This is a genomic window from Clostridioides sp. GD02377, from assembly GCF_045899875.1.
Taxonomy (GTDB): Bacteria; Bacillota; Clostridia; order Peptostreptococcales; family Peptostreptococcaceae; genus Clostridioides; species Clostridioides difficile_A.
The window spans coordinates 18,668-33,857 of sequence record NZ_JBJODA010000006.1; the positions used below are offsets into that span (position 1 = coordinate 18,668).

Genomic DNA, 15,190 nt, shown 5'->3' on the forward strand with positions numbered 1-15,190 from the left:
GAAATTATATTTATAAGAAATTAATAATAATTATACTAGGAGGATTTAAAATGCAAAAGGAATTTATAACAGTAAAAGAATTGTACAGAGACAAAGAGCAGTACATAGGAAAAACTGTAAAAGTAGCTGGATGGATAAGAACATCTAGAGTATCTAAGAACTTTGGATTTATAGAGTTAAATGATGGAAGCTTTTTTAAGAATATGCAAATAGTATTTGATGAGAAAGTAGAAAATTTTAAAGAAATAGGAAAATTAGCAATAAGCTCATCTATATTTGTGGAAGGTGAATTGGTATCTACAGAAGGAGCTAAACAACCTGTAGAGATACATGCAAAAAGTATAGTTGTAGAAGGGGAATCAGATAGTTCATATCCGCTACAAAAGAAAAGACATACACTTGAATACTTAAGAACAATAGCACATTTAAGACCAAGAAGTAATACTTTCTCAGCTGTATTTAGAGTAAGATCAATAGCTGCATATGCTATACACAAGTTTTTCCAAGAAAGAAACTTTGTATATGCACATTCTCCAATCATAACAGGTAGTGACTGTGAAGGTGCAGGAGAAATGTTTAGAATAACAACTATGGATTTAAATGATATTCCAAAAACTGAAGATGGAAAAATAGACTATACTCAAGATTTCTTTGGAAAAGAAGCAAATTTAACAGTTAGTGGACAATTAAATGCTGAAATAATGGCACTTTCTTTTAGAAATGTTTATACTTTTGGACCTACATTTAGAGCTGAAAACTCTTACACAGGAAGACATGCTTCAGAGTTCTGGATGATAGAACCAGAAATAGTTTTTGCAGACCTTGAAGATAACATGGAACTTGCAGAAGATATGATAAAATATGTTATAAGTTATGTTTTAGAAAATGCTCCTGAAGAAATGGAATTCTTTAATAGTTTTATAGATAAAGGATTATTAGAAAGATTAAATAAGATAGTAAACTCTGAATTTGTTAGAATAACATACACTAAAGCAGTAGAGTTATTAATTGAATCAGGTCATGAATTTGAGTATCCAGTTGAATGGGGATGTGACCTTCAAACTGAGCATGAAAGATATATAACAGAGCAAATATACAACTGTCCAGTATTTGTAACTGATTATCCAAAAGATATAAAAGCATTCTATATGAGAATGAATGAAGATGGTAAAACTGTTAGAGCAATGGATTTATTAGTTCCTGGTGTTGGAGAAATAGTTGGGGGTTCTCAAAGAGAAGAAAGAGAAGACGTTTTATTAGATAGAATTCATGAAATGGGATTAAGAGAAGAAGATTACTGGTGGTATTTAGAGCTTAGAAAATTTGGTACTGCTACTCACTCTGGATTTGGTCTTGGATTTGAAAGAATAATTATGTATATGACAGGTATGTCTAATATAAGAGACGTTATACCTTTCCCAAGAACTCCTAAGAATGCTGAATTCTAATAATTATAAATTATAGTAAAATTATATAATTTTAAGCATAAAAATAGTAAATAACTTGTATATTATCTAGTTTGGATATATGCAAGTTATTTTTATTGTACTTGTAAACATATGATTTAATTAATTTTATTTTGCAATACAATATAAGTATAAAGTATTCAAGTTAGGAGGGGAATATGATGTGTGAATTTTGTTTTATTGAATTTAATGTTGATAATATTGAAGTATTTAAGAGGATTGAGAATTTATTTTCATATATAGCAAGTATAAAAAATGATTGTGTACAAGTTAATGATTTGGAATATTATATTTTAGAAAGAGTGGAAGATTTTTATTATAGAGAAGAATTAGATTATTTTTGGTGGCCAACAGAAGAAGAAAATAAAATGTTTTGGGAGAAATATAAACAGTTAGATGAAGAAAAAAGACAAGAGTATTTGAAATCTGTTCCGTGGGATTTTGAAACTGTATTTTCTGAAATTGGTATAGGTGATTATACAATAGAAGGTTGTAAAATGATTGAAGAAAAAACTTCAAAACTTTATTTTAATCCCATAGGATATCCTTATGGAGGAAATGAAGTACTTCAAGAAGCATTAAAGGCTTTTGGAGTAGTTATAGTTAATGTGATAGGATAACGTTTGTTGTGATATACTATAAACTATAAAGTGATTTTAGATAATTATGGAAAAAATATAAATGAATTTGTAGGCTAGCTTTATATTACAAATATATAAGGCTATAGTATGAAAATGTGTAAAATGTTAAATATAAAAAATATTTATTACATTATCTATTATATGAGGGGGAGTAAGAATGTCTAAGAAATGGTTATTTATGGTTTTAAGTTTGGTACTTATATGCACAGGTTGTACAAAAAATAATTCTAAAAATAGTCAGGATAAAAGAGATAATTCTCTTATACTATTAAAAAGAGATGAGGATAATTCTGATGGTATGACAGATGTATATATAAAGACACAAGGTAAGGATGAAGAAAAAATAGCATCAGATATACCTATAGATACAAAGAGAGATTATATAAATGGGGAGCAATCTATATTAATTCAGGATAAAGAGAATAATTTGTATAAATACAATTTAAAAAAAGAAAAGGAAAAATTAGCATCAGACTTAATTTCTAGTGAACTTAACTCATATGAATTTATTCCTTCTTCAAAGACTATGGCATATATATCATCAGAAAATTCTTTGTATGTAAAGTATGATGGGAAAGACAAAGAAAAAATAGCCAATGATGTTGTATTATATAAGATATCTCAAGATGGAAAGTATATATATTATGTTAATACAGATGAAGAGTTATATCTATATAAAGAAAATGAAGATAAAGAAAAAATATCAACAGATATAAAAAATTTTGATATTATAAACAATAAAGGCGATGTGATATTTATAAATAATGATGATAATTTATACTTAAAAAGCTTAGATAAAAATGATAAAGTTAAGATTAGTTCGGATGTATCAAATTTATGGGGAGTAAAATCTGATGAAGAAGATATTATGTATATAAGTGAGTATAATTATAAAGACTTAAAAGGAGAATTGTATTTATATAAAAATGGAAAAAGTGAAAAAATAGCATCAGATGTTAGGTCTTATAGATATAGAAATAATAAATTTTACTTTATAAATAGTGATGATGAATTATATGAAAAAGAAGTAGGAAAAGACGAATCTAAGAAAATAAAATCTGATATTGATTATATAAGTTTAATTAATGATGGTATTGTATTTATAAATTCTGATGGTGACATATATATCAAGAAAGATAATAAAGAAGAAGAAAAAATAGGAAATGACATGAAAGAAAATTCTAATTTATCTATTATTAATAATGATAAATTACTTTATATTAAATCAAGTGGTGAATTATTTTTAGATAAAGAGAAGATAGCAAGTGATGTGATTGGTTATTCCTTTAATTCAGAGAACATAGTATATTCTAGCAAGAATAAGGAAGTACATTTTTATAATATGAAGACTAAGAAAGATAAAGTTGAAATGAGTAATATACAAAAGTACTCAGAGATTTATTTAGAAAATGAATTGATTTATTCTAAAAATCTAGAGCCAAAAGATTTAAGTGGTTTTTGGAAGGCTGATGAGTATAATATATTTGAGTTTGAAGAACCTGATAAAATAAAACTTTATACTAAAAACCAAGAAGAAGGTAATTATACGATTAAATATGAAGTAGAAAGTTCAGATAGCAATAGTATGGTATTAAAAAGTAAGGATAGTTCATCAAATAAAAAACTGTCTGTAACTAGATATAATAGTAATGAAATTTCATTAGAAGCTGACAAAGTAAGTGGTACACTTAACAAAATTTCCAAAGAAGAAGCTGATAAATTTATCAAAAGCATAAATAATAAAACAAGTGATGAGAGTGATAAAGAAAAAAATAATACCAAGAACAGTAAAAGTGATTCAAATTCAGATTCTAACTCAAAAAGTAAAGAAGTAAGTTATGATGATGATTATATTATATATGATAGTGATTCAAGAGTTTTGACTAGAGAAGAACTCGAGGGTTATAGCAAAGGAGAGTTAGCCTATATAAGAAATGAAATATTTGCAAGATATGGGTATGTGTTTAAAGAAGAGCCATATAAGAGTTATTTTAGTAATAAATCATGGTATCAGCCAGATTATGATATAGGAGCTGATACAGATGTGTTAAATTCTATAGAAAAGCAAAATGTTTCGTTGATTAAAGAAATGGAAAATTAGATAATAATATATTTGAAAATATAACTTAGATTTAATGGTATAGCTTATAAATATTAAAATTCAAAATAATTAATATTCAGAAAATAATAAACCTATAAGTGAGACTTAAGTTTAAAAGTCTAATTTATAGGTTTATTTAATAGTGTTTACTTACTTTAAATATAAAAAAATTTTTCCTGAAAAATTTAAGCATGAAGGATTAATACTTTTATTTATATATTTTTTAATAAAATTCCACACAATTACGTCCTTCTTCTTTTGCAGTATATAGAGCTTTATCACAGTAACTTATAAATTCTTCTAATGTTATTTTTTCTTCAATTTTCTTTGTATAAACTCCAATACTAACAGTTACACATTTTGAAGGAACATCGTCACGTTCAAAATGGCAATTTTCTATAATTTTTCGTAAACATTCTGATTTAAGTTTAGCATCTTCTTCATCACAGTTGAAAATACATATAAAAAATTCCTCGCCACCATATCGTATAGCATGTGCATTTTCAGAATTTGTAAAATCTAAAATTACTTTAGCGATACTTTGCAAGCAATAATCTCCTTTTTGATGTCCATAGGTATCATTAAATTGCTTGAAGTAATCGATATCTAGCATCATTCCAGTTATAGGTACTTGATTTGCATAGCTGATTAATTTTTTTTGTAGAATATCTTCAAGGTATCTACGATTATTCATTTTAGTTAGTTCATCTATCATGACTTTATGATTAAGTAAATTATTTATATGATATATTTCCTCATATTGTTGGCGAATTAGAAGTTTGTCATAATAAGTAAATACACGACTTCTATATAGCATTGTAGAGACAAAAATAGCAAGTGATGTTATAAAAAAAGTATTAACGATATTACTAAATTCATTACCTGGTATAGTTTGAATTCCAGGTAAGAAAAAGTTAAGAAATAAAAAGCATCCACCAAAAACTATTATTGATTCTCCGAATTTTAATACTGAAAAAGCCGCAGCTGCTAACATAATGTAACTAAATACACTTAAGTCATTTCCACCTAATTGGTCAAGTAGAGTAATTACACATCCCCATAGGCAGAAAAAAGATACATAAATTACCCATAAGTTTATATAAAAAGTGCAATATTCCTTTTTTTTATTCCAAAGATAAGAAAATACAAACATAAAGATTGAAGATACAGAAAACAGTGTTATGTACATATAAAAATACCATTGACGTCTTGGAGTGGCAAAAGGGCCACCTTCTCTAGCTGATATTGATATAATCATAATTATTTGAGATATTATTATTATTATACAAATGATTTTCCCTGTATGATAAAGATAATTGCAAAGCTCTTTTTCAACGTTTTCTTTATGTTCTTTGTCTAGAGGAAATCCAAAAAATTTTTTTAATTTTTCTAAGTTCATATAAACCTCCATTAAAAATAAAACATAAAAATAAGTATTCCTTTTCTTTTCTTAGATACTTGGAATACTTTATTAATAACTTAATTATATCAAAATATATTATGTGTAACAATCTAAAATTATGTTAGATTGTATTTATTAATTAATATTAAATGAATTTTTCAATTAGTATTTTATTATAATTAAGTTTTATATTTATATAAAAGAGCAGATTAACTGCTCTTTATATATTTTTTTTTATGTACAGTATTATATGAATCTTTTTTATTCAGTTTATACTATGATATTATATTGATATTCTTACAATTACCTAGTTTTTATATACATTTTATTATAATTATATTTAAATATGTATTTGTTAAACAATGAACTATAAAAGTAGAATAAAAGAATTTAAAAAATATCCTCATATATGTAGAAATTTGGTAAACTAGTTAATACTAGGAATCTATTATTTCCTAAGTCTAACATGTTTTTCTTTCTTGATAGAAATTCTAATCTTTTTAATAAGAATTTTACACTAACTTGTAATTCCTCAGCTATTTCATAGACATTTGTGGCATATGAATTAATAACATGTATTATCTCTTCTTCTGCTATAAGAAATTCACCTGCCCATCTTAGAGCTTTTTCTTCAGTTTTATCTATCAATATTTTATTTTTGTAGCTGTTTTCTGAAGATACATAATCTCCTACACTGGTAAAATGATGTCCTAATTCTTCTGCTAAAATTTCTATTAGTTTAGTCTTATTTTGTTTTAATGAATTAAGTAGTGATATAATTTTTAGCCCTTGTTTGTTTATATACAATCCTTTTATGTCATCTGTTATTTTGTCAGTGTAGTAAATTTCTATTTCTTCATTTTTTGCTAAATCTAAAAGTGCGTCTAGTTTATTCATGGAAATCCCCCTATAAAAAGAATGTATTTTTGAGTTTTGTTATATATAAAGAGCAGGTGTGAACTGCTCTAAATATTTATTTTTTATATTTGCTTATTAAAAATTCTATATAATCATTAAGTTGCTCTTGAGCTTCTTCTGGTAAAACTTTGTTAGGATTAGATTTATGCGTTGCTACAGTATCTATGTGATTTCTAACAAGAGTTCTCCCTAAAAGATAATCAATAGATACATTAAAAAAATCTGCCCAATTTTCTAAAACGTTTATTTCTGGTTTTCTTTTGTTATTTTCATACTGTGATATTGTTGATTTATTAAAACTCGTAAGATAAACTTTATTAAATTTTTCAACAAGTTCCTCTTGAGTTAGATTCATTTCTGTTCTTAAAAGTTTAAACCTCTCACCAAAAGTTGACATAAATAAAACCCCCTTTATAAAAAGTATAGCATAAGTTTATGATAATGTTAACTTATTTCGGAAAAGTTAACAGAAAAGTGCATTTAAATATTGATAAGCTTTGTTTGTATTAAAACATAAACTATTTACTAAATTTATATAGTTATAAGTAACATAATAATAACTATTTATAACTTAATTTTGGAATCAAAAATAAATGGTGGCAAAACCTAACTTGCCATCATCTTGCCACTGAAAATAAAGAATAGAATAAATTTAAATTAAGCATAATAAAACATAAACAACAAAACTGACATTAATAAATTATTGAAATACCAACACTTGTTAAAAAATAACAACAATAAACAAATAAAATAGATAAATATATCCAATTAAGGTATAATTAAGTTTTATATGATATAGTTATATTTGATAATTTACAACAGTAAAACTTGGAGGGAAAAAATGGATGAAAAAAAAATAAATAATATGAATTATTCACATAATAACTATTCCAAAACAACAGGCGAACTAACTAGAAAAATAAAAAATAACAACTTCACACTTAAAAAGAAAGAAGAAAAAATTTGTCCTAGTTGTAGCAAAGAAAATAATTCTAAAGATAATTACTGTAAATTTTGTGGAAATGAGCTTTATGAAGTAGCATCTTTAAAACCATTTGAAACAAAATTAGACTTAAAATCTAAAATAAAAGAGCTTTCACATCATGCAAATACAAGAGGAATATTTTTAACAACCTTTACAAATGTATTTATATTATTTATTATTGCATTGATATTTAAAGCTGTAATAACTATTCAATTTAATGATATTAGTTATTTAATAAATCCAGCACATATAATTCTAGCTCTTAACTTGGGTCAGATTAGTGTATCTATGTCTACTATGATGGGTTCTGGATTTATAAATGCTAATATAGGATTGTTAATATTACTTATAATCCCTATTCTAGGATTAATAATATCAAATTTAATTTTTATGAGAAAAAGATGTAAAGACTCAAAAACTACATTAGCAAATTCATTAGGAGTTGGGATTCTTTATGGATTAATTTTAGCTGTTCTATCTGTTTTTACTAATGTAAAGACTGGTTCACATAGTATGTTAGAGTATGGCTATGCACTAGAATATAGTTATCAGTTTTTTAGTGTTCTTTTAAATGGATTTGTATTAGGATTTATATGTACATATATAACTAATTACAAAGAGAGTTATGAAAAAGAAAATATGTATATGTCTCTTTTTTCAAATTCTATAAAGATATTTATATTAGGATATGTTTTAGTATTGGCGATCCTATTTGTACTAACTGTATCTGATAGTAGCTACTTAAACGAATTAGATATGAGTAGTTACTCAAATGGAGCAAACTTATTTGCTATACTTCCACAAATAGCTAGTTATATGTGGGCTTTTGCAAATGGAATTTCAGTTACTATAATAAATTCAACAGTATCAATATTTAGTTTGGGCTCATCATCTCTATTTGGAGATACTAAATTAATGTTTTATGCAATGGGAGCTTTATCTGCATTAATACTATTGTTAAATGGATATAAATTGAGATTTAAGTATAACACAGATAATATCAAGCCTGTAATAGTGTTTAGTGTGTATTATGCATTTTTAATGGGTATGCTGGCTTTATTTAGCACATTTATACTTGATAGTAATATTAATTTCTTTAATACAACTAGTTATGGTGCAACTTTAATAATGCAATTTAAAGTATTCCAAACTATTATAATTTCATTTATATATAGTTTTGTGATATCTTTAATAGGGTATAAGCTAAACTCAGCTGATTAAATATGATTGGAGGAAATTTCTATGGAAGAAAATACTAAGAATACAGTAGACGATAAGTTTTCTAAAGTTAAGAAAAAGTTTGGTAACGGAAAATTTAAAGTTGAATTATATAAAGAGAAATCAAAGATAAATAGAGAGATTGAGGATATTCAAGAAAAGAAAGCAAAGATATTCTTAGAAATGGGAATACTAACATATCAAAAAATTAGAGAAGATTCTCTTGATGATGAAAGTTTTGATACGTTTTGTGATGAATTACTAGAACTCGATAAGATAATCTATGAAAAAAATGTGGAAATTAACGAAATGGAAATCGCAGAAAGTAATGTAACTTGTGAATGTGGTTATGTTGGAAGTGTAAATGATAAATATTGTGCGGAATGTGGTAAAAAATTTGAGTTAGAAAATGAATCTGGTGATTTTATAGTTTGTGGCTACTGTGAAAGTGAAATCGATTCAGAGTCTGAATTTTGTCCATGCTGTGGTAGAAAAATTATAATGGATTTAGAGTAATATTGGGAAACCTATGTATAGTATACATAGGTTTTTTTATTGAAATAATTTAAAAGGAGTATTTATGAGAGTACTTATATAAAATGAAAATAAACACCAAAAAAATGAAATAAAATTTCTTTTAAATATGAAAAACAAGCTAATACATGGAATAAACTGGTAAAAATATAGAAACAAGAAAAAAATATGAAAAAATATTGCAAAGAAAAAGTTTTCATGTTATTATTAATACATAAATCAAGAAAATAAATTTCAGAAATGAGGTAATTGAAAAAATGCTAGATAAGGTAAAGGGTAAATTAATAGTATCATGCCAAGCTTTAGAAAATGAACCTCTTCATAGCCCTTTTATAATGGGTAGAATGGCTAAGGCTGCTATGGAAGGTGGAGCTGTTGGAATTAGGGCTCAAGGGGTTGATGATATTATTGAAATAAAAAAAGTTACTGGACTTCCTGTTATAGGTATTATAAAGAGAAATTATGAAGATTCAGATATATATATAACACCAACTAAAAAGGAGGTTGATGAGCTTCTGACAACAGGGTGTGAGATGATAGCTTTAGATGCCACTAATAGAGTTAGACCAAATAATGAAGATTTAAAGGAAATTATAAAGTATATAAAAGAAAATGGGGTTTTAGTAATGGCAGATGTTTCAAACTATGATGAGGCTGTTAAAGCTCAAGAGTATGGTGTGGACTGTGTTTCAACTACACTATCTGGGTATACTCCATATACAGAAGTTTTAGAAGGTCCAGACTTTGCACTAATGGAAAGATTAGTTAAAGATTTAGAAATACCTGTAATAGCTGAAGGAAAGGTAAATACTCCTCAAGATTTAAAAAAGGTATTTGAGTTAGGTGTTCATTCATCAGTAGTAGGCTCAGCAATAACAAGACCACAACTAATAACAGAAAAGTTTGTTAAAGCAATTGAAATTAATTAAAAATTAATTTATAAATTAAAAAATTATTATATTTAACTATATTTAAAAACTAAAATTGGAGGTAAGGATATGAGAACAACAGATATGAAGGGAATTTATTCAGCATTATTAGTTTCATTTGATAAGGAAGGAAATATAAATGAAAAAGGGTTAAGACAAATAATTAGACATAACATAGATGTTTGTAAAATAGATGGTCTTTATGTAGGGGGAAGTACAGGAGAAAATTTCATGCTTTCAACTGATGAGAAGAAAAGAATATTTGAAATAGCTAAAGATGAAGTAAAAGAAGAAATAAAATTAATAGCTCAGGTTGGTTCAGTTAATTTAAAAGAAGCTGTGGAACTTGCTAAATTTACAACTGATTTAGGATATGATGCTATAAGTGCTGTTACACCTTTTTATTATAAATTTGATTTTGAAGAAATAAAACACTATTACAATACAATAATAAATTCTGTAGATAATAGATTAATAATATATTCTATACCATTTTTAACTGGTGTTGATATGAGTTTAGAGCAATTTGGAGAATTATTTGAAAATGAAAAAATAATAGGTGTTAAATTTACAGCAGCAGATTTCTATTTATTAGAAAGAATGAGAAAAACTTTCCCAAATAAATTAATATTTGCAGGATTTGATGAAATGATGTTGCCAGCTACAGTTTTAGGAGTAGATGGAGCAATTGGTTCTACATTTAATGTAAACGGTATCAGAGCCAGACAAATATTTGAATTAACTAAAAATGAAAAAATATCAGAAGCACTTGAAGTACAACATGTGACTAATGATTTAATAACAGATATATTAGGAAATGGTCTATATCAAACAATTAAATTACTACTTGAAGAGCAAGGTGTTGAAGCTGGATATTGTAGACAACCTATGAAAGAAGCAACTGATGAAATGAAATCAAGAGCAAAAGAAATATACAGAAAGTATTTTTAATAAAATACTTTTAGTATGGGAGGATTAGTAAAATGGTAGGATTTACTTGGATAGATTTTGCAATACTGGTAGTTTACTTATTGGCAGTTTTATTTGCAGGGTTGTTATTTTCAAAAAAGGAAATGAAAGGAAAAGAGTTCTTCAAAGGTGATGGGACTATTCCTTGGTGGGTTACATCAGTATCAATATTTGCCACATTATTAAGTCCAATATCGTTTTTATCATTAGCAGGAAATTCTTATGGTGGAACTTGGATTTTATGGTTTGCACAATTAGGTATGTTTATAGCAATACCTTTGACAATAAAATTTTTCTTGCCTTTGTACAGTAGGCTAGAAATAGATACAGCATATGAATACTTAGAAATGAGATACGAAAGTAAAGGTCTTAGAGTAATTGGAGCTTTAATGTTTATAATATATCAAATAGGACGTATGTCTATCATAATGTATCTTCCATCAGTGGTTCTAGCTGGTCTTACAGGAATACCTGTAAATGTATTGATAGTAGTTATGGGCGTAATAGCAATAATTTATTCATATACAGGTGGATTAAAGGCTGTTTTATGGACCGATTTCATACAAGGGATGGTACTAATAGTAGGTGTTACAGGGACATTGTTCTATTTAATAGCAAGTATAAATGGTGGTTTTGGAACAGTGATGGATACACTTACAAGTGGACATAAATTCTTAGCAACTAATGAAGTTATGTTTGATAAAAATATACTATCTACAAGTGCATTTATAATATTTGTTGGAGCTGGTCTTAATACTTTTTCATCATATGTATCAAGTCAAGATATAGTTCAAAGATTTACTACAACAACTGATATAAAGCAACTTAACAAAATGACATATGGAAATGGTGTTTTATCAATGGGACTTGCAACTGTGTTTTATCTAATTGGAACTTGTTTATTTATATACTATACTCAAAATCCAGATTTAGCTCAAACAGTTCAGCAAGACCAAGTATTTGCATCGTATATAGCTTATGAATTACCAGTAGGTATAACAGGAATACTACTTGCAGCAATATATGCAGCATCTCAATCAACTTTATCAACAGGACTTAACTCAGTTGCTACAAGTTGGACTTTAGATATACAAACTATAATAACAAAAGATATAAGTATGGAAAGACAAACTAAGATAGCACAATATATATCATTAGGTGTAGGTATACTTTCTATAGTTGTTGCAATAATCTTAGCAAATGGAGAAATAAAGTCAGCATATGAATGGTTCAATAGTTTCATGGGACTAGTTTTAGGAGTTCTGGCAGGAGTATTTGTGCTTGGAGCATTTTGTAAAAAGGCAACTAAAATGGGAGCTTATGTCGGATTTATAATATCAGCAATTTTGGTTGTTTATCTAAAATATCGTATGCCAGAAGTAACTTCTTGGGCATATTCTTTAATAACAATAACTACTTCTGTTGTAGTAGGTACAATAGTTAGTGCAATAGAAGCTAAGGTTAAAGCAAAAGTATCTTTACCAAGAGCTGAAACTACTGTTTATTATGAAAAATAATATGATGTTTAAATGATAAATTGTCTTATAGAGTGATTAGATAAATAATTTAGTTACTCTATAGGACTGTAGAATACAAATTATATGTAAAAGTATAAAAAAATGTATTTAAAATTATATAGGGAGACAATGCTTATGATATTTGGAAATATAAATCATAGTAAGACATATTCAACATTACATGAAGATTTACTTAGATGTTTCGAATATGCTAAAGAGAATTCATTAATAGATTATGAAAAAGGTACTTATACAATAGATGGTGATGATATTTTTGTGAATATTGTAGAGTATAAAACTTGCGAAAAAGAAGAAAGATTCTGGGAAGCTCATAAGAAGTATATAGATGTACACTTAATGCTTGATGGATGTGAAAGAATAGACTTAAATTTTATAGAAAATTTAGAGCAAAAACCATATGAAGAAGAGGGAGATTTTTTGCCCCTTGATGGTAAAAACAATGGATATGTAGAACTTAGAAAAAATGATTTCTTAGTGTGTTATCCAGAAGATGCTCATATGACAGCAATAAAAGTTTTAGAAAAAGAAAATATCAAAAAAGCTATTTTTAAGGTTTTGGTTAGATAATGAGGATTTATACAACCACTAAGGCTGAAAATAGTGATTTAACTTTCAGCGATTAGTGATATTTCGTAAATTTTAGTTAGATTACTATTTTCAGCCTTAGTTTTTTATAATGAAAATTGGATGTAATCAAAAAGTTAAAATTTTATAGAGGAGTTAAATCATGGAAAATATAGATGTATTTTTATTAATAGGACAAAGTAATGCCAGAGGATTAGGAAATCAAAAAGAGAGTGTTATTCCTAATGAAAATTGTTTTGAATATTTGAGTACTGATGAAATTATAAATATGAGGTGTGAGCTAGAGACTTCAGAAGGTGATGGTACTATAGCACCTGCATTTTCAAATGAATGGAATAAGTTCACTGGAAATAAAGTTTGTTTTATTCATAATGCAAAAGATGGGTCAAGAATAAAAAATTGGAATCATGATAATAACTGGTTTCTAAATGATACTATAGAAAAATTTAATGCAGGATGTAGTACTTTAAGTAAACATTATAATATACAAAGTAAGTATGTTATTTGGATTCAAGGTGAAAGTGATGCAAAATATGGTAGCGATGCCTTATACTATAAAGAAAGTTTAAAAAAGATTGCGTATAGACTTAAAAAAGAATGTATGATTGATAAAATGTTTGTAAGCTTAACTGGTTATTGGCTTGGAGAAGATGAATATTTTATTAGAACTAGACGAATTGCAGCAGCTCAAGAATCTGCTTGTAATGAATGTGATATACTGTGTGTGGGAAGTAAAATTGCTATGCAATTTCATGATAAAGGCTTAACTATTGACGATGTTCATTATAATCAAGAAGGTCTTAATATGCTAGGAGAGGACTTATGTAAAAATATTTATAAGTATCATATAACTAAGGAAAAAAGTGTATTAAGTGATACAATAGATTTATCAGAAGCAAGGAAATATATTTGTGAATTGGAAAAGATAAGTAAAAAATTTGTGTAATATAAGATTTTAAATAGAGTTGTTAATTTATAAAAATAATTTGTATGGAGATATGCTATGAAAAATTACGTTTGTATAGATATTGGAGGTACTTCAATAAAATATGGATTTATTAGGGAAGATGGATTTATAATTGATAAATCAAGTATGGATACTGAAGCAAAGGAAAAAGGTGGAGAAGGAATATTATCTAAAATAAAACAGATAGTGAAAAAATATATAGAAGAAAATGACATAAGTGGTATATGTATATCTACTGCAGGTATGGTTGACCCAATTGAGGGGAAGATATTATTTGCATTAGAAGAGCTAATTCCAAACTATAAAGGTATGGAATTAAAAAAAGAGATAGAAAAAGAATTTAATGTAAAATGTGAAGTTGAAAATGATGTTAATTGTGCTGGACTTGGTGAGATGTGGATTGGAGCAGGGAAGGGTGCAACATCTTCTGTATGCCTGACAATAGGTACTGGAATTGGTGGTTGTGTTATAATAAACAATAAACTAATAAATGGATTTAGTAATAGTGCTGGTGAAGTAGGATATATGAATATAAATGGAAGTTCTTTTCAAGAGTTAGCATCTACTAGTAGTCTAGTTAAAAAAGTAGCAAAAATAAAGAGTTTAAATGAAAATGACTTAAATGGAAAAATAATTTTTGATTTAGCAAAGAATAATGACGAAGATTGTTTAAAAGAGCTCAATAATATGATAAAATCATTAGCAGTTGGAATCGCAAATATATGTTATGTAATAAATCCAGAAGTAGTAATTTTAGGTGGTGGAATTATGGCACAGGAGGAATTTCTAAAACCTAAAATAGACAAAGCATTAAAGGAGGTTCTTATAGATAGAGTTTACAAAAATACTAATGTAGAATTTGCAAATAGACAAAATGATGCAGGAATGCTTGGGGCATTATATAATTTTTTAAATAAAATATAAAGAATAGAAGGGT

Annotated in this window: 14 protein-coding genes; 11 read left to right on the forward strand and 3 right to left on the reverse strand. The window is 26.7% G+C overall.

Translation table 11 applies throughout. The features are described 5' to 3' along the window. The first annotated feature begins 50 nt into the window (after positions 1-50). The 3 genes from asnS to Q3304_RS06365 all read left to right on the forward strand — a co-directional run bounded on the left by asnS (position 51) and on the right by Q3304_RS06365 (position 4,208). The gene (asnS, locus tag Q3304_RS06355) at positions 51-1,448 is read left to right on the forward strand and encodes an asparagine--tRNA ligase (RefSeq protein ID WP_054270713.1); all 1,398 of its coding nucleotides are present in this window, start codon (positions 51-53) and stop codon (positions 1,446-1,448) included. A gap of 179 nt (positions 1,449-1,627) precedes the next feature. Then, positions 1,628-2,086 carry a hypothetical protein gene (locus Q3304_RS06360; RefSeq protein ID WP_054270712.1) on the forward strand — a complete coding sequence of 153 codons (459 nt, stop codon included), beginning with the start codon at positions 1,628-1,630 and terminating at the stop codon, positions 2,084-2,086. 178 nt (positions 2,087-2,264) lie between these two features. After that, on the forward strand, positions 2,265-4,208 hold the full coding sequence (locus Q3304_RS06365) for a YARHG domain-containing protein (RefSeq protein ID WP_407815004.1): 1,944 nt from the start codon (positions 2,265-2,267) through the stop codon (positions 4,206-4,208). A 223-nt stretch (positions 4,209-4,431) separates the two neighbouring features. Here the strand turns inward: Q3304_RS06365 and Q3304_RS06370 are convergent, their stop codons facing one another. The 3 genes from Q3304_RS06370 to Q3304_RS06380 all read right to left on the reverse strand — a co-directional run bounded on the left by Q3304_RS06370 (position 4,432) and on the right by Q3304_RS06380 (position 6,925). Continuing rightward, positions 4,432-5,607, reverse strand: a complete 1,176-nt coding sequence (locus tag Q3304_RS06370; protein WP_407815003.1) for a GGDEF domain-containing protein — start codon at positions 5,605-5,607, stop codon at positions 4,432-4,434. Positions 5,608-6,000: 393 nt separating this feature from the next. After that, positions 6,001-6,507: an ImmA/IrrE family metallo-endopeptidase gene (locus Q3304_RS06375; protein ID WP_054276988.1), complete on the reverse strand. Its 507-nt coding sequence runs from the start codon at positions 6,505-6,507 to the stop codon at positions 6,001-6,003. Positions 6,508-6,583: 76 nt separating this feature from the next. Then, complete coding sequence (locus tag Q3304_RS06380; RefSeq protein ID WP_054270708.1) at positions 6,584-6,925, reverse strand: helix-turn-helix transcriptional regulator; 342 nt, start codon at positions 6,923-6,925, stop codon at positions 6,584-6,586. A gap of 444 nt (positions 6,926-7,369) precedes the next feature. Between Q3304_RS06380 and Q3304_RS06385 the strand changes: the two genes are divergently transcribed. The 8 genes from Q3304_RS06385 (at position 7,370) to Q3304_RS06420 (ending at position 15,177) form a co-directional block, all read left to right on the forward strand. Continuing rightward, on the forward strand, positions 7,370-8,734 hold the full coding sequence (locus Q3304_RS06385) for a hypothetical protein (RefSeq protein WP_407813897.1): 1,365 nt from the start codon (positions 7,370-7,372) through the stop codon (positions 8,732-8,734). A 21-nt stretch (positions 8,735-8,755) separates the two neighbouring features. Beyond that, positions 8,756-9,247 carry a zinc ribbon domain-containing protein gene (locus Q3304_RS06390; protein ID WP_054270706.1) on the forward strand — a complete coding sequence of 164 codons (492 nt, stop codon included), beginning with the start codon at positions 8,756-8,758 and terminating at the stop codon, positions 9,245-9,247. A gap of 275 nt (positions 9,248-9,522) precedes the next feature. Beyond that, positions 9,523-10,194 (forward strand): N-acetylmannosamine-6-phosphate 2-epimerase, encoded by a 672-nt coding sequence (locus Q3304_RS06395; RefSeq protein ID WP_054270705.1) that lies wholly within the window; start codon positions 9,523-9,525, stop codon positions 10,192-10,194. 69 nt (positions 10,195-10,263) lie between these two features. After that, positions 10,264-11,145 (forward strand): N-acetylneuraminate lyase, encoded by an 882-nt coding sequence (locus Q3304_RS06400; RefSeq protein WP_054270704.1) that lies wholly within the window; start codon positions 10,264-10,266, stop codon positions 11,143-11,145. Between the two features lie 32 nt (positions 11,146-11,177). Continuing rightward, a complete protein-coding gene (locus Q3304_RS06405; protein ID WP_054270703.1) occupies positions 11,178-12,680 on the forward strand; it encodes a sodium:solute symporter in 1,503 nt (500 codons plus the stop codon). A 135-nt stretch (positions 12,681-12,815) separates the two neighbouring features. After that, on the forward strand, positions 12,816-13,268 hold the full coding sequence (locus Q3304_RS06410) for a YhcH/YjgK/YiaL family protein (RefSeq protein WP_054270702.1): 453 nt from the start codon (positions 12,816-12,818) through the stop codon (positions 13,266-13,268). Between the two features lie 160 nt (positions 13,269-13,428). After that, complete coding sequence (locus Q3304_RS06415; protein ID WP_074179738.1) at positions 13,429-14,232, forward strand: sialate O-acetylesterase; 804 nt, start codon at positions 13,429-13,431, stop codon at positions 14,230-14,232. A gap of 57 nt (positions 14,233-14,289) precedes the next feature. Next, entirely contained in the window at positions 14,290-15,177 is an 888-nt protein-coding gene (locus Q3304_RS06420) for an ROK family protein (protein WP_074179739.1), read from the forward strand. Positions 15,178-15,190: the final 13 nt, after the last annotated feature.

Bases quoted from the DNA above. Each gene is read 5' to 3' on its own strand.
- Q3304_RS06400 (WP_054270704.1), top strand. From the start codon at position 10,264: ATGAGAACAACAGATATGAAGGGAATTTATTCAGCATTATTAGTTTCA.
- Q3304_RS06370 (WP_407815003.1), bottom strand. From the start codon at position 5,607: ATGAACTTAGAAAAATTAAAAAAATTTTTTGGATTTCCTCTAGACAAA.
- Q3304_RS06405 (WP_054270703.1), top strand. From the start codon at position 11,178: ATGGTAGGATTTACTTGGATAGATTTTGCAATACTGGTAGTTTACTTA.
- Q3304_RS06390 (WP_054270706.1), top strand. From the start codon at position 8,756: ATGGAAGAAAATACTAAGAATACAGTAGACGATAAGTTTTCTAAAGTT.
- Q3304_RS06415 (WP_074179738.1), top strand. From the start codon at position 13,429: ATGGAAAATATAGATGTATTTTTATTAATAGGACAAAGTAATGCCAGA.
- Q3304_RS06380 (WP_054270708.1), bottom strand. From the start codon at position 6,925: ATGTCAACTTTTGGTGAGAGGTTTAAACTTTTAAGAACAGAAATGAAT.
- Q3304_RS06420 (WP_074179739.1), top strand. From the start codon at position 14,290: ATGAAAAATTACGTTTGTATAGATATTGGAGGTACTTCAATAAAATAT.
- Q3304_RS06410 (WP_054270702.1), top strand. From the start codon at position 12,816: ATGATATTTGGAAATATAAATCATAGTAAGACATATTCAACATTACAT.
- Q3304_RS06395 (WP_054270705.1), top strand. From the start codon at position 9,523: ATGCTAGATAAGGTAAAGGGTAAATTAATAGTATCATGCCAAGCTTTA.
- asnS (WP_054270713.1), top strand. From the start codon at position 51: ATGCAAAAGGAATTTATAACAGTAAAAGAATTGTACAGAGACAAAGAG.
- Q3304_RS06360 (WP_054270712.1), top strand. From the start codon at position 1,628: ATGTGTGAATTTTGTTTTATTGAATTTAATGTTGATAATATTGAAGTA.
- Q3304_RS06375 (WP_054276988.1), bottom strand. From the start codon at position 6,507: ATGAATAAACTAGACGCACTTTTAGATTTAGCAAAAAATGAAGAAATA.
- Q3304_RS06385 (WP_407813897.1), top strand. From the start codon at position 7,370: ATGGATGAAAAAAAAATAAATAATATGAATTATTCACATAATAACTAT.
- Q3304_RS06365 (WP_407815004.1), top strand. From the start codon at position 2,265: ATGTCTAAGAAATGGTTATTTATGGTTTTAAGTTTGGTACTTATATGC.